Origin of the sequence: Aestuariirhabdus litorea (assembly GCF_003864255.1) — a bacterium.
Classification (GTDB): domain Bacteria; phylum Pseudomonadota; class Gammaproteobacteria; order Pseudomonadales; family Aestuariirhabdaceae; genus Aestuariirhabdus; species Aestuariirhabdus litorea.
The window spans coordinates 1387224-1401894 of the sequence record NZ_QWEZ01000002.1; the positions used below are offsets into that span (position 1 = coordinate 1387224).

Below are 14671 nucleotides of genomic sequence, written 5' to 3' on the forward strand. Positions count from 1 at the left end.
CCCATTCATCTTGTGCCTTGCAGGGGAGTGCCTCGGGCGTCAACCCTATTTAGTTACAGGAATCTACGCTTTTTTTGTTATTATCCATTTAGCCTCGGAGGGATCGATGGATAAAATTGAAACAGCGTTCGCAGGGATGGGGGATAGCGGTGCTCACGCCGATATAGCCGAGACCCATATCGCTTGTCTCTCCTGCGATACCCTCATCGATATCTCTGGCCTGGCCCACGGTGAACGAGCCAAGTGTCCTGTGTGTGGGGACCTCCTGACCGAATACCGCGATGACGGGGTCAGTCGGGTGGTCGCCTTTTCGGTGGCGGCGGTGATCCTTCTGGCCATGGCCTGTGCCTACCCCTTCCTCTCCTTCAAGTCTGCTGGCCTCGAAAGCGTGACCACGCTACCGGGTACCGTCATCGCCCTCTATGACTACGGCATGGCGGATCTCGCCTTTCTGGTGGGTAGTTTTATTATCGCGGTCCCCTTATTGGTGCTGCTGCTTCTACTGCTCTTGTGCACGCCCTTGGTGACCCAGAGGCGGGCACCCTGGATGATCCCGGTTGGGCGTATTGTGTTTGCCCTGCAGCATTGGTGTATGGTCGACGTTTTTTTGATCGGCGTGATTGTCAGCCTGGTGAAGATCGCCGCCATGGCGACCGTGGTACTGGGGATCTCCTTTTTCGCCTATGCCGGCTTTGCCATCTGTTTTACGATGGCGATGGCGAGCCTGGACCGGCTACAGTTTTGGCTGCTGGTCGAGCGGCTGATGAGGGATCAGGCCCGTGGCTAGAAACCGTGCAATTTCGCAACACCTCTCCTGTTGCCACGTTTGCTATAAACTGGCCCCGGTCGAGAGTCATCACTGCCCTCGTTGTGGTGCGGGGCTGCACCCCCGTAAGCCCGAAAGCACCCAGCGTACCCTTGCGCTGCTGATCACCGCGACCCTGCTGTACATACCCGCCAACATTTTCCCTATTATGATCACCGAGCAGTTTGGTAACGCCTTGCCCAGCACCATTCTCGGGGGGGTTATATTACTCATCGACCTGGGGTCTATCCCCATCGCGGCGGTGATCTTTATCGCCAGTGTGATGGTACCGGTTGGTAAACTTATCTCGCTTTATTACCTTTGTTGGTGCGCCCACCGCCAGGATGAGTTCGGTGCCCGAAGCCGGAGTGTGATGTACCGGATCACGGAGTTTGTTGGCAAGTGGTCGATGGTCGATGTGTTTGTAGTGTCAATTTTGGTGGCGCTGGTGAGCCTGGGAGGGGTCATCAGCATACGGCCGGGGATTGCAGCGATTGCCTTCGCCGGAGTGGTGCTGGTCACTATGGTGGCGGCCGATAGCTTTGATCCCCGTCTGTTGTGGGATCGGGAAGAGACAGCGGAAGAGTGATATGAAGCCGGAAGTGACAAAAAAGAAGGGATTCTCAAAAGTCTGGATCGTCCCCATTCTTGCTGCCGTGCTGGGGGTGTGGATGGTCATCTTCAGTTACCTGAACCAGGGGCCAGAGGTGCAGGTGAGCTTTTCCGATGCGGCCGATCTGGTGGCCGGTAAAACCAAGGTCAAACTGTTGAATGTAGACATCGGCCAGGTCGAGTCGGTGGTGCTGAATGAAAATATCTCCGGCGTGGTGGTGGGCCTTCGCCTGGAGAAACAGTACGAGTCGCTGCTGCGGGAGGATACCCAGTTCTGGGTCGAGCGGGTACGGATTGGAGCCGGCGGAATCAGCGGCCTGAGCACTATTCTTTCGGGCGCCTACATCAAGTTGTCTCCCGGAACGGGGAAGGCGGGCGGGGAGCGTTACGTGGGGCTTGAAAATCCGCCGCAAACCAAAGCAGGTGCACCGGGTATTCGGCTGGTGCTGCAGGCCGATCGGGTCTCCTCGGTCGATACCGGTGACCCCGTCCTCTACCACGGCTATAAGGTGGGCCGTGTCGAGAGTATGCGGCTTGAAGAGGGGACAGGAAAAATCCGCTACGACATCTTTATTGATGCTCCGTACCACAAGTTTATCAACAGTGCGGTCCGCTTCTGGAACGCCAGCGGCATCTCATTGAATGCCTCGGCGGCGGGCTTTAGTGTGAATGCCAGCTCGCTGGATACCATACTGGCCGGCGGGGTCGCCTTTGGGGCGATCCCTGGGCTGACCCCCGGAGAGCCGGTTGAGGAGAACCATGAGTTCACACTGTTTGGCAGTTACCAGGACTCATTACAGCGGACTTACAACAGCGGGCTCTATTTTGTGGTGCGCTTTAACCAGGATATCGGGGGCCTGGTGCCGGGGGCGCCGGTTAACTACCGTGGCGTAAATGCGGGTAAGGTGGTTCGCGTGATGCTTAAGGAGCTGGCGGACGAGGAGGACACCCGTTACGGACGAGCTATTCCGGTACTCCTCTACCTGGAGCCGGGCCGTATGGACCTGCCCGATACCGAGGAGGCCGCCTACGCGCTGGCTGAAGACATCAAAGCCGGCGTGGAGAAGGGGCTTCGTGCCAGCCTGAAAGCGGGTAACCTGATTACCGGCAGCCAGTTCGTCGCCCTGGACTTTTATCCGACAGCCGAGGCGGATGTGGTCGGTCGTTTTCTTGACTACCCGGTGATTCCTACGGTGCCGGGAGGGTTTGATCGGATCATGGTGTCGGTCTCTTCATTCCTGGATACCCTTAACAACCTTCCACTGGAGTCAACGGTGAGCTCGGCCAACGGCACCATAGACCAGCTTAACCAGTCACTGGCCTCCATGGACCATATTCTCAAACAGCGGGAAACCCGTGCGCTGCCCAAACACCTGTCGGAGACTTTAACCGCCCTGCGCGAGACTCTCGACGGGCTGTCGCCCGACTCACCGGTGTATCAGGAGCTGGGTAAAACCCTTCTGAGTCTGCGCTCTGTACTGGAGGGGTTATCTCCCCGGTCGCCGCTTTACAAGGAGCTGGAAAGTAGCCTGTTTGAACTCAACAAAACCCTTAAAAACATGGATGAGCTGTCGGCTTCCCTGAAGGATACAGCGACCATGCTTCCCAAGCCTAAAGAGCGGGACCTGATACCGGAGGCGCGTGCGCAATGAGAGTAATACTCGTTTTTATGGGGGTGGTTGCATTAACTGGCTGTTTGTCTTCACCGCCCCAGTCCAGCTATTACCTGTTACGCTCGGATGCCAAGCCGGCCGCTTCTTCACAGGTGATGCCGGTCACCCTGGTGTCCGTGGATGTTGCCAACTACATCGACCAGGAAGGGCTGGTGCTGGAGTCGAGCAAAGGTGAGGTACAGACAGCCCAGTACCACCTGTGGGCTGAACCCCTTCGCCACAGCCTGATGCAGTTTATGAGCAATGAGATCTCTGCAAACTCGGGAAGGGTTGTCCTCAATGGCCTGGGGGCGGGCCCCGCTGATACCCGGCGACTGACGATCACCATCGATCAGCTGCACGGCTCTGTTGACGGTGATGCGGTGCTTACCGCCTACTGGACGCTGGTGACGGAGAAGCCTGAAGGGCTGGTGAGCCAGGACTACCGGTGGTCGGGCCGCCTCCCCCTGAGTGAAGACGGTTATGCCGCCCTGGTAGCGGCGGAGCGTGCTTTGTTGGTTGAGCTGTCGAAGCAGATCGGGTCAACATTGTAGGTGCTGCGCCCCTCAAGGGGCGCAGCACCCGATGGCTATGAGCGTCAGGGGCGTGCCCGCTCGATAATGCCCTGGCAGTCGATACCGCTGGGCAGGTTGCCGTACAGCCATCCCGCACCCTCTCCCAGCCGGGAAAGGCAAAAGGCGTTTGCCACCTGTTCGCTGCCGCTGCGCAGAAGCAGGCTTGCCTGGGTGGCCAGTGCCAGCTGCCCGGCGATGTGGCGGGCCCGGTATTCGAACTCGGCGGGATGAGTGAACAGGGCATCGAGGGAGGTAACAAAGCGATCAAAGCGCTCGTGCATCCCCCGAGCTTGCAGAATCTCGGCCCTTAACACCTCCAGCGCCGCCGGTTCCTTTTGGAGGGTGCGCAGCATATCCAGTGCCTGCACATTGCCACTGCCCTCCCAGATCGCATTGACCGGCGCTTCCCGGTAGAGGCGCGGCATGATGGTGGTTTCCATTACCCCGCTGCCGCCGATACACTCCATCGCCTCGTAGGCGTGACCGGGGGTACGCTTGCAGATCCAGTACTTGCCGACGGCGGTGCCGAGGCGGATCAGCATCGCCTCCTGCTCATCGTCGCTGTCCAGGGCCCGCGCCATGCGCATCGCCATCACCAGAGCGGCCTCACTCTCGATCGCCAGGTCTGCCAGCACGTTCTGCATCAGCGGCTGCCGGTCGAGCAGGTTGCCAAAGGCGGAGCGGTGGTGGCAGTGGTGCAGTGCCTGTACGCTGGCCTGGCGCATGCCGGCGGCGGAGCCGACCATGCAGTCGAAGCGGGTCAGGGCGACCATCTCCAGGATGTTGGCAACCCCTCGCCCCTCTTCGCCGATCAACCAGCCCTCGGCCCCCCTCAACTCCGCTTCGGATGAGGCATTGGAGGCGTTGCCGCTCTTCTCTTTCAGGCGCAGGATCTGCAGCGGGTTTTTACGACCATCCTCCAGCCAGCGGGGAACCAGAAAGCAGCTCAGCCCCTTATCGGTGTAGGCCAGCATCAGGAAGGCATCGCTCATGGGGGCAGAAACGAAATACTTGTGTCCCACCAGGGCAAAACGCTGGCCCTGCTCATCCTCACCGATCGGGTAGGCGCGGGTGGTGTTGGCGCGAACATCGGACCCTCCCTGCTTTTCAGTCATCGCCATGCCGATGGTCGCACCCTGCTTTAGGCCGATGGGCTGGTTACTGGGGTCGTAACGGCATGAGTGGATCAGGGGCAGCCAGCGTGCGGCCACCCCGGGCTGCTTGCGCAGGGTGGGTACCGCGGCAAAGGTCATGGTCAATGGACAGCCGTGGCCCGCTTCTACCTGGGATTGCAGGTAGTTGAGGGCCGCACGGGCAACGTTGGCACCCGGTTTGGGATCGCTCCAGGGGGCGGAAGGTATCCCTTCGCGGATGGCCCGTTCCATCAGCTGGTGATAGCTGGGGTGGAAATCCACCTGGTCGATGCGGTGGCCATAGCGATCGTGGGTGTTGAACTCCGGCTTGTGGCGGTTGGCGAGATGCCCCCATTCGATCATCTCGCGGCTGCCGGTCAGGGCACCATAACGTTGCAGCGCCTCATCGGCCCAGCCCGCACCTTCTCGCGCCACCGCCTCCTGCAGGGCCATATCCTGCAGGTAGAGGTTGTAGTTCTCCAGAGGGGGAGGGGTGTTAATCACCTCGTGGGTTTCAGCCAGATAATCAGGTCGGTTCATGATGTTCTCCGTCGGGTTGTGACGTGCCAGGTTGGGGCGTGCCCGGTTGTGGAATGACCGGGCAGCCCAGCGCGCGCAGGGCAAATTGTTGTATCTCCAGGATGCTCTCCTGGTGTTGGGGGCTTGGGTTGGCGGGGCTCAGGGGGCCTAACAGTGATTCGGCCAGGGCGCCCACCAGTGCGGCGGCTACCAGCTCCGGGTGGTTGCAGTGAAAACAGCCCTGGCGCATCCCCTCGCGGACCAGCTCGGTAAACACCCTGGCGTAGGCCTGGCGGTAACTGAGCCGTGCGGCCTCCACCAGCGGGTCCGCCGGTTCGGCGATCAAGGCCCAGGCCAGGCGTGGATTGCGCAGTGCCCGATGGGCAAAGGTGGCGATGGCGCTGGCCAGGTTATCGGCCGCACTCCGATGGCGGGTGGAGGCCTTGGCAACCTGTTCTACCTCGCGCTGGGAGGCGGCGGCGAAGAGGGCTGCGCAGAGCGCAGCCTTGTTGTGAAAGTAACGATAGAGAGTGCCGGTGGCAACATCGCACTCGGAGGCCACGGCGCTGATGCTGAGGCCGGCGAATCCCTCCCGGGAAACTATCTCCAGGGCAGCCTCCAGCAGGCGCTGTTTTAACGCTTGCTTACGGGCCTCTGTGGCGGCGGTAGCGCGATAAGCCATAGAATGAATTCCGGTTCACTTTTACATGAAGTGAATCACGATTCATTTGTTGAGGCAAGCCCGGCGCTTAGCACCGACCCAAGGCGACCTAGGGTTCCCCGATGGGAGCGGTGATGGCACGGGTCAAGCGTTGCAGGTCGCTGGCGGCCAGCTCGATCTCCAGCCCACGGCGGCCGGCACTGACGTGGATACGCTCAAGATCGAATGCCCGCCGGTCGATGCAGGTGCGCAGGGCTTTGCGCTGGCCCAGGGGGCTGATTCCTCCGGCCACGTAGCCGCTGCTGCGCTCCGCGCGGGCCACCTCCGCCATCAGGGCGCGCTTGGCCCCCAGCGCCTTGGCCAGGGCCTTGAGGTTGAGCTGGCAGGCGACGGGGATCACCGCCACCACCAGTTCACCGCCCAGGTCCGCAATCAGGGTTTTGAAGACCTGGTCGGGGCTCAGGCCTAGGGCCTGGGCCGCCTCCTCGCCGAAGTGGGTGTTGGCGGGGTCGTGGGCATAGGTGTGCAGGGTAAAGGGGATGCCGGCGCGTTGCGCCGCCTTGACCGCGGGTGTCATGCAGGTAACTCCTCAAGAACCTTGGGCGGTTGCCATAGCCAAGGGTACGCCAAGGGGTGAGGGGGGAACAACCGCCCTTCTTTAGATGACAAGCGCATAAAAATCTTTGTGTACTATAATTTTTTTGCTGAAATTGATGGAAGCAAGCCAGAGGACTGCCTGAATGACCCGAAGCGAGCGATTGGGGGCACTGCTCCTGCCGATAACCCTGTTGGGCCTGCTGTTGTTTCCCCTGGCGGTGGCCGGTTTCCGCTGGCAACTGTGGGGGTTCGGCACCGCCTTCCTGATTATGCAGGGGCAGGTTGTGTTGAGCCTGGCCACCCTGCTGCTGGCAGCTGTCCTGATCCTGCTGGCCCGCCGCCAGCACGAACGGGCGCAGGCCTCTCGGGGCGGTTGGATCGCACTGATGATGGTGTTGGTCGTAGCACTTTACGCCGTGCAGGTCCACAAGGCCAAAACCGTACCCTTCATCCACGATGTCACCACCGATACCCGCAATCCGCCGGTTTTCGAGGCGGTCGCCTCTCTGCGGGGTCCCGGGGACCATGGGGTCGACTATGGTGGTGAGGCGGTGGCGTCCCAGCAGCGCGTGGGTTACCCCGACCTGCTCCCCCTGACCACCGACTCTGATCCCGAGCAAGCCTATATCCGGCTCAAGGCGATGGTACAGGCCAAGGGGTGGGAGCTGGTAGCCGACGAGCCCGAGCGCGGGCACCTGGAAGCCGTGGTGACCAGTACCCTGTTCGGCTTCAAGGATGACCTGGTGATCCGGGTGCAGCCCCAGGGGGAGGGAGCCAGGATCGATATGCGCTCGGCATCGCGGATCGGTCGCAGTGACCTGGGGGCCAACGCAGCTCGCCTGCGGGCACTGCGCGAAGGCTTTGCCCAGTAAGCGGGTCTTCACCCCATAAAGTAAAACAGGCAGTCGCTGAGGGCGATTTCGGGTCGCATGGTGAGCATGAAAAGGCGGGTAGGGGCCCGGCTATAAAGCTGGCCGTCGCGGACCTCAAAATGGGCTTCCAGGGGCTGCGTGCCGCTCGGGCCGGTCACCCTGAGTTTGCTGAACCCCTCTGGACCCAGGCGGGCGATCGGCTCCTGGGGAGAGAGGGTGCCGTAGTTGAGTGCCTCGGCCCGGAGACTGAGCACCAGATCGCCCGGGGCATCGGGGGCATCGCTGTAACAAAGCCGGGTACCCTCAGCCAGCTCGAGTCGCAGTGGATTCCGGTAGCAGGTGACTGAGTTGGCGGCGCTGCTCTCCAGCACCTGCTCGCTGCACAGAAAGCGATAGATCCCCTCACCGGCGACCAGGTCCGCGGCTGGGTCGCGGCTGCCTCCGCACTCGATGGTGACCGTGGGTTGCTGGTCATCGCTCAACTCCATCAGGGCGCCCAGCCGCAGGTCGGTGACGATCAGATCGTTGGTAAAGAGTGAGGTCAGGGCACGGTGGCGCTGGTCACCATTGATGGAGACACCAAACGCCGGCCCCGATCCCGAGGTGTTGTGGATATCCAGCAAAGCCTCCGGGCGGTGGCGGCTGATTGTCTCCAGTATCTGCAGGGCGAGTTCCCCGCGACTATCGTCGAACGGGGGGCGAAAGCAGCGATTGAGGTCACGTTGCCCAGGGAGCATACGGTAACTGAAACGGGGCTCGGTCATGGCGGCCCGTACCGAGGCGATGATCAGGAGGGCGTTGGTGTGCGGTGTCTCGCCGCCCTTAAGGAACTGCCAGATGGCGTTGCACCCCGAGGGCTCGTTGCCGTGTAGCAGGGTACAGAGGGCGCGGGTTCTGTTTACATCTTTCCCCTCCAGCCAGAGGGCGCAGGGGCCGGGCAGTTTGCGCACAAACTCGAGGGGACTGGCGCCAAGGTCCAGGCTGGAGCGATCACGGATCCAGTGCAAAGACTCCCTAGTGTCCATCGGCCAGCTCCCATTGGTGCACCGGCAGCCCGCTCTGCTGGCGCTGATAGTAGGATTCCACCAGAGCCGACAGGGCGGCAGAGGGCTTGAGGGTATCGCTGAGGTGCTGGAAGCTGGCCAGCTGCCAGCGGGCGCCATTGGTTTGGGTGCTCAGGGTATTTCGGATCAGCTCCAGTTGTTGGTCGATCTCCCGGGGGTGTATGCCGATGCGGGACAACCCCTCGGCGGCGCAGGGCAGCAGGCTGTCGACGAGTGGTGTCAGCGCCGACTCCCTGAGGGTTCCGCGGGCCGGGTTGGGCCACACCAGTTGTGCCCCTAGCCCTTCCCGGGCGGCGCGGTAGAAGTTGTCCTTGCAGCAGCCAAAAGGAAGTAAGCGAGTGATCGCTTCCATCTGCGGCCGCAACCCCTCCATCAGGCCGACGGCGAAGGCCGCCAGCGCCACCATGTCCAGCGAACTCGGGCCGGCCGGCAGGGCTCGTAACTCGATACGCAAGTGCCCCCCATCGGCGGGATCGTAGAGGGCCCGATTCCAGCACCAGATGCTGCCCTGGTGAAGTCGTAATGCTTCCAGGGAGGGGCCCCGATCTTCGCTCTCTGCGGAAGAGGGGGGGGCGTCAGCCACGGGCAGCAACGGCGGAAACAGGGAGACCCCCTCCTCAAACAGTTCGGTAATATCCTGTTTGACCCAGTGTTGGCCGAAGCTGACCCGCGAAGGGTGGCGCCGATGCAGTGGGGTCGGGGTGCGGGGGTCGATCGACTGCTTGAACAGCGCCACGCGGGTCTCGTGCCACAACCGGTGGCCCAGGAAGAGGGGCGAATTGGCGCCCAGCGCCAGCACTAGGGGGGTAATCAGTTGGGCCGCGTTATAGGTGTCGGCAAACGCGCTCGGGCGAACCCGGTAGTGGTATTGGAAAGAGGTGTTGGCCCCCTCCAGGGTGATCTCCTGCCAACGCATCTGCAGGTGATCCGCACCACGGATATCGATGTTGAAGGCTTCGCCGCGCTGCGCCTTGAGGCTTTTGGACAACACCCGGTAGCGGGCGCTATCGGTGATGGCGGACTCCCCCATATGGCTCATGCGCAGGGTCGGCAGTATGCCGATCGCCAACAGGCGGGCTCCCAGGGGGGCTGCGTGCCGACCCAGCTGAGTGAGGGCGCTGTCGATCTGCTGCCTGAGCTGGCTGAAAGGAGCCTGGCTGCTGTGGATCGGGGGGAAGTTGTACTCGAGGTTGAAGCGGTTCAGCTCAAGGGAGAGGGCCGGGTCTGACGCCCGCTCCGCAATCTCCTGGTTAAGCGACAGGGGAAGAGCGGCCGCATCGATAAGGTAGAGCTCCAGTTCGGCGCCGAAGCTGGGAGCTCCCTCGCCAAAGCCGGGACGGCACAACAGCTGGCGCAGCTGGCCCAGGTTATCCTGCAGCTGTCGGCGAAAGCGTTCAAAGTCCGCACCGGTAAACTCGGTGCGATCGATTTCGGATCCCATAGATCGACCCCCTCTTATTCCAGAGTAGTCGATCGGGGCCGGGGTTAAGCCGATTGTTTCTGGCTATCGACCGGTGTTGCCTGCAGGTAGGCGTTAAAGCCATGTTGGCGCAGAATGCAGGTGGCCAGCTCACTGCGCTGGTCTCCCTGGGCAGACAACAGGTACGTGGTGCTGCGATCCAGCTGGGGCAGGGCGCTGCGAAGGCGGCTGATGGGGATGTTGAGCACCTGTTTACGGGTGTCGTTACGCAGCTCCTCACGAAAACGGACATCGAGAAGGGTGCAGGGCCCCTCAAGCTGGTTGAGGCGGCGCAAGAATTCGGCCTCGCTGAGAACCGGCATGAGGGAGTCGGCAAAGACTTCCAGGAACTGTTCCCGGTTGAGTCGTCCCACCATGCCGTCACTGGTCATGGTGACGGTGGCGTTGCGGAGGGTTTCTCCCAGCAGGGCCTCCTCGCCAAAATGGGAGCCTTCGTGCAACTCAATGGTCTGCCCACGGAAGGGGCCGTGCAGCTCGGTACTGAGGGCCGCTTCGCCGCTGATCAGGATGTAAAAGTAGTCGGCATGGCTGCCCATCTGGATCAACTGCTCGCCGCGCTTGACCGGCAACCGTTCCAGCAGCGCCATCAGCCGGTGCAGGGCAACCGGCTTGAGGTTGCGGGCCAGGGGTGAGTCGAGCAGCTGGAGGGTCCAGTCCTCCTGATAGTCATCATCGATCAGGGTGTCGTCGAGGTAATCCACCCCCTCCTCGATATTGACCACCGCATAGGTGTCGCTGTCACTGGTGAGGGTGCTGAGGTAGGCGATCAGGTCTCGCTCGAAACGCAACAGTACGCACTCTTCCAGCGCCCGGACACTGGCCCCCTCACGCACCAGCTCTTCCAGCGGCTGGCAGGCCAACTGGTCGTTGGCGTGCAGCGGCTTTCGGTCGTCAAAGGAGTGCCGCAACTCCACCTGCCCGCTGATCAGGTAGCAGGTGGTGGGCAGGGTGTTGCGCTTTTTGAGGATGATGCTCCCCTTGCTGACCTTCACCTGTTCAGCGGCTGCCAGCAGTTGCTGGTGGGCCGAGGGGCTGAGGAACTGCAGGGGGTGAAGTTGTTGAACGCGGTCGAGGCTGAGAGCTGAATTGGTCATGGTGCACACCCTGGGAGCGGTGAAAAACAGGTGGCCAGTATACCGCCGGGGTCAAAGGGTTCAGTGAACAACTCCCCAGCTTTGAGCGAGGGTCGCTACTTTCTCACGGGAACGTGTCGGGGTTCACAGCCTGGGGCTAGTCAGCCTCTGCACTGATCCCGAGCTGGCTGACCCCCTCGTTGGCGGCCAGTGTGCGCAGGTCCTGGATCAGCTGCTTGTTGGGGTTTGGGCTCTGCAGCAACCGCTTGCACAGCGCCTGCTGGAACGCCACCTCCTGTTGGTGGAGGGGGTGCGCCTGCAGCTGGGCATCACAGTCAGGGTCCGCGCCATCGATGGCGCCGCTGAATTCGAGGAAGTCCGTCAGGGTGGCCAGGGACAGGGTGCTGGCGCTCTGGCAGTCGTCGAGGTTCGACTTCATGGCACAGGAGAGGGCGGCATTGACCAGTACGCAGCAGTCGAGGGCTGGACGGGCGCCGTAGCTGTCGAAGCGAGCCGGGTCGGGGGTGTTTTCCTCCAGCAGGTCGAGCTGTTTGTCGAAATTTTTGGCGCCCTGCAGCCCGCCGGCACAGTCCCACAGCAGGTTGAGGTTCTGGCGAAGAACGCTGGCGTCTCCACTTTGGCAGAGCTCGGAAAAGAGGCGGTAGTTGGGCAGGCTGCGCTCGGCCAGTGCCGTGATAAAGGCGATCTGTTGCCAGTGCTTGAGCTGGGCGAGGGGCATGGGAGCGGTCGTTGGCATAGGGATACCCTGATGGTCGGGTGGGTATTATACCAGCTCGGCACGGATAGGCAGTCCCTTAAGGCGGTCGTTGACCTGCTCCTGCAGGGGGGCGTCGTCGGGGAGACCCTGAATGCGGGCTACCTGCTCCAACTGGTCGTTGGTGATGATGTCGACACGGATCTCGGTGGCTCCACGCAGATCCTCCAGCAGCTCTTGATAGAGTCGGCAAAGGGCGTCCTTGCGAAGCACCTGCCGGTCTACCTTACCCACGCTGGTGAGGGGCAGGCGCTCGAGTCGGTAGATGCGCGGCAGTGGGGGGAGTGGCGGCTCGGCCTCGGAGTGGTAGGCGTCGCTGAGCTCCTCAAGGGAGAGGTCGGCCCCGGCCTGTGCGCTGACGTACGCCACTATCTGGTGCTCACCCTGGGCATCGTTGCGCCCCACAACCGCCGCCTGCATCACACCGGGGAACTGCAGCAGCCGATGCTCAATGGGGCGGGGGTCGCGCAGGTGGCCGGGTTGGCTTATCTGGTCCTGGCTGCGGCCGTGCAGCCAGTAGTAGCCCTGGGCGTCACAGTGCCCCAGGTCGCCGGTGTCGAACCAGCCATTATCGCCGATCCAGACATCATGGTTTTTTTCGCGTTGAATGTAGCCTGGGAACACATGGGGGCCACGGATCAGGATGTGGCCGATCTCGTCGACGGCGCAGTCGCGCAGGTAGCGTTGGTTTTCATCGAGAATCACAGCCTTCATGCCGGAGTAGGGCATACGGATACCGATGGATCCGGCGCGTACCTCCCCTGGAGGGTTCAGGCTGCTGACGCAGGTGCCCTCGGTAAGGCCGTAGCCCTCCACCAGGGGGATACCGCAATGCTGTTGGAACTGTTCGATCAGTTTGGTGGGCAGGGGTGAGGCGCCACAAAGTGCAAAGCGAACCCGATCCAGGCGGTGGCTGCCAACTGGCACAGAGAGGGCGCGTTTGTAGAAGGCAGGAACCCCGTTGATCACCTCTACCCGGTAGTGATCGATCAGGGCCCAAAGCCGCTGTAGCACCTGCTCACCCCGGTATCCCTCCATGCCGGGGAGCAGTACCCGGGCTCCTGCCATAAAGGGGGCCAGGCCGGCAATGATAAGGGCGTTGGCGTGACTCAGGCTCAGGCCACTCAGTATCACCTGCCCCTGCTGAAAGCGCAGCATGCAGTTAAGCATCAGCGCCATGGCCGCCTCGTTACGATGGCTGTGGGGAGTGATTTTCGGAGTCCCGGTGGCACCGCCGGTGTAAAAGTAAGCGGCGATCTCCTGGGGCTGGATCTGGCGGTGGCTCTCCAGCATATCCGCCGGGCAGCGGGAGAGGGCCTTGTCGAAATCATAAACCCCCTGCATACGGGGCAGCTTGCGCCGGATGGAGACCATGGCGCGCCTGGGCAGGGGCAGCAGGTTAACCGGGTCGACGATAAGAATGGCGCGCAGCGAGTAAACCCGCTTCTTGATCTCCAGCGCCTTCTGCCACAGGTCGCTGCCGGGATAGGGGGCCAGGGTGATCAGTACCTTGCTCTTCACCGAGTTCATGATCGCCACCACCTGGTCGATGGCGATATGGGGGTTGATGGGGTTGACGATGCCGGCCGCTTCGCCGCCCCAAATTGCATAGTGGCTGTGGGGCAGGTTGGGGAGCAGGGTGGAGACCACATCCCGGGATTCAATGCCGAGGCGGTGGAGGGCATTGGCGGTCTGGGTGACCCGGTGAAAGAGTTCGCGGTAGCTGATATCGACCGATTTTTCGTCACAGCTGCCCGTCATCAGGTAACTGATGGCGATCCTCTCTCCATAGAGGCGTGCGGCGTCCTGTAATAGCTGGTAGGTGCTGTTGGGCAGTCCCCGATCTTCAATCGGAACCTGCTCGACCGCCACCACATCAGCGAGGCTATTTACCGGTCGTACGGACAACATGGGTTCCCCTGATCGCGCTTGAATTTGTATTTGTTATGAGTGCGAGGAACGGGCAAGTATATTATGGGTTGTTGGTGGTGTCATCGGTTGCTTGCGCTGCTGGCTCCGCTGCGGCGACCCCCTCATCGGGGGCGGCCATCTCCTCGGCCTCTCGAGCCATCTGCTCCTTGAGTTTCAGCTGCTCCCGGATCAGGTTGGCGTTGTTGGCCTCGAGCAGGAACTCGTAATAGAGCCTGAGGTTTTCCAGCGAACTGATCTGGCGGGCAAGGAGGCCCTTGCGGGAGAGGGAACAGAGCTTGTTGAAGTAGTGGCGCTGCAGGTTGGGGTTCAGCTGCTGCAGGGGCTGCAGCAGGTGGAGATAGCCGTAGCTGCCCTCGACCTTGCGCACATAGTCGCGCAGTTGCAGGTGCAGTTGCTGGCGCTTACGGAGCAGGTGGGTGTAGCGGTTGCCACCCGGTACCAGGGGGATGATGCCGTCAAAATAGCCAGCCGCCAGGATAAACAGCAGGGCGCCGCTGATACCCCCCAGCCAGGCCGGCAGGTAACCCAGCACGCAGAGTGCCAGGACGCAACTGATCACCATCAGTGCGCTGTGCCAGATGGAGCGATAATGGCGCGCGTCGGCCAACTCCGTTTCGGTTGGCATGCGGCTCATGCTCAGCAGGCTGTAATCAAGCTGCTCCAGGCGCGCGCAAGCCTCCTCAAACTCCTCTTCGATGCGCTGGTGGGCTGGAGTGTTGAGCTCCTCGCGCACTTTTCTACGGGGCGCGCCGGACTTGGCTTCGGGGGGCTCTGGGGGAGCAGCGGTGGATGCCGGGGTCGCGTTGGGCGATGTTTTGGGAGATGACTCGCTCATGCTTGCAATATTTCCACGGCTCGGTAAGTTTAAAGGGCGCTTCTGGGGCTATCATATCGCCCTGCGGGAGTGGCAGCCAATACTAG

General features: G+C 61.8%; 14 protein-coding genes. 5 read left to right on the plus strand and 9 right to left on the minus strand.

The window, feature by feature from the left end; genetic code table 11:
* The first annotated feature begins 106 nt into the window (after window positions 1-106).
* The 4 genes from D0544_RS16560 to D0544_RS16575 are packed head-to-tail and all read left to right on the plus strand — an operon-like array spanning window position 107 to window position 3623.
* Window positions 107-787 carry a paraquat-inducible protein A gene (locus D0544_RS16560; protein ID WP_125018131.1) on the plus strand — a complete coding sequence of 227 codons (681 nt, stop codon included), beginning with the start codon at window positions 107-109 and terminating at the stop codon, window positions 785-787.
* Window positions 780-1394: a paraquat-inducible protein A gene (locus D0544_RS16565; RefSeq protein WP_207905913.1), complete on the plus strand. Its 615-nt coding sequence runs from the start codon at window positions 780-782 to the stop codon at window positions 1392-1394. Before D0544_RS16560 ends, D0544_RS16565 begins: the two co-directional genes overlap by 8 nt.
* A 1-nt stretch (window position 1395) precedes the next feature.
* Window positions 1396-3069: an intermembrane transport protein PqiB gene (pqiB, locus tag D0544_RS16570; protein WP_125018135.1), complete on the plus strand. Its 1674-nt coding sequence runs from the start codon at window positions 1396-1398 to the stop codon at window positions 3067-3069.
* On the plus strand, window positions 3066-3623 hold the full coding sequence (locus D0544_RS16575) for a PqiC family protein (protein WP_125018137.1): 558 nt from the start codon (window positions 3066-3068) through the stop codon (window positions 3621-3623). The genes pqiB and D0544_RS16575 overlap by 4 nt, the downstream gene beginning before the upstream one ends.
* Window positions 3624-3667: 44 nt before the next feature.
* On the opposite strand, the gene D0544_RS16580 is transcribed toward D0544_RS16575, so the two are convergent.
* The 3 genes from D0544_RS16580 to ybaK all read right to left on the minus strand — a co-directional run bounded on the left by D0544_RS16580 (window position 3668) and on the right by ybaK (window position 6534).
* A complete protein-coding gene (locus D0544_RS16580; protein ID WP_125018139.1) occupies window positions 3668-5317 on the minus strand; it encodes an acyl-CoA dehydrogenase family protein in 1650 nt (549 codons plus the stop codon).
* A complete protein-coding gene (locus D0544_RS16585) occupies window positions 5304-5978 on the minus strand; it encodes a TetR/AcrR family transcriptional regulator (RefSeq protein ID WP_125018141.1) in 675 nt (224 codons plus the stop codon). Before D0544_RS16585 ends, D0544_RS16580 begins: the two co-directional genes overlap by 14 nt.
* Before the next feature lie 88 nt (window positions 5979-6066).
* Entirely contained in the window at window positions 6067-6534 is a 468-nt protein-coding gene (gene ybaK, locus D0544_RS16590; RefSeq protein ID WP_125018143.1) for a Cys-tRNA(Pro) deacylase, read from the minus strand.
* A gap of 163 nt (window positions 6535-6697) precedes the next feature.
* Here ybaK and D0544_RS16595 point away from each other — a divergent pair, with 163 nt between their 5' ends.
* Complete coding sequence (locus D0544_RS16595; protein ID WP_125018145.1) at window positions 6698-7426, plus strand: DUF1499 domain-containing protein; 729 nt, start codon at window positions 6698-6700, stop codon at window positions 7424-7426.
* Window positions 7427-7434: 8 nt separating this feature from the next.
* Here the strand turns inward: D0544_RS16595 and D0544_RS16600 are convergent, their stop codons facing one another.
* The 6 genes from D0544_RS16600 to D0544_RS16625 all read right to left on the minus strand — a co-directional run bounded on the left by D0544_RS16600 (window position 7435) and on the right by D0544_RS16625 (window position 14585).
* Complete coding sequence (locus tag D0544_RS16600) at window positions 7435-8451, minus strand: M14 family metallopeptidase (protein WP_125018147.1); 1017 nt, start codon at window positions 8449-8451, stop codon at window positions 7435-7437.
* Window positions 8441-9931, minus strand: a complete 1491-nt coding sequence (locus tag D0544_RS16605) for a glutamate-cysteine ligase family protein (RefSeq protein ID WP_125018149.1) — start codon at window positions 9929-9931, stop codon at window positions 8441-8443. Before D0544_RS16605 ends, D0544_RS16600 begins: the two co-directional genes overlap by 11 nt.
* 44 nt (window positions 9932-9975) lie before the next feature.
* Window positions 9976-11064, minus strand: a complete 1089-nt coding sequence (locus D0544_RS16610) for a cyclic nucleotide-binding domain-containing protein (RefSeq protein WP_125018151.1) — start codon at window positions 11062-11064, stop codon at window positions 9976-9978.
* Window positions 11065-11200: 136 nt separating this feature from the next.
* Window positions 11201-11800, minus strand: coding sequence for a YjaG family protein (locus D0544_RS16615; protein WP_125018153.1), 600 nt, complete (start codon window positions 11798-11800; stop codon window positions 11201-11203).
* 27 nt (window positions 11801-11827) lie between these two features.
* Entirely contained in the window at window positions 11828-13729 is a 1902-nt protein-coding gene (locus tag D0544_RS16620; RefSeq protein WP_125018155.1) for an acyl-CoA synthetase, read from the minus strand.
* Window positions 13730-13790: 61 nt separating this feature from the next.
* A complete protein-coding gene (locus tag D0544_RS16625) occupies window positions 13791-14585 on the minus strand; it encodes a hypothetical protein (RefSeq protein ID WP_125018157.1) in 795 nt (264 codons plus the stop codon).
* Between the last annotated feature and the right edge of the window lie 86 nt (window positions 14586-14671).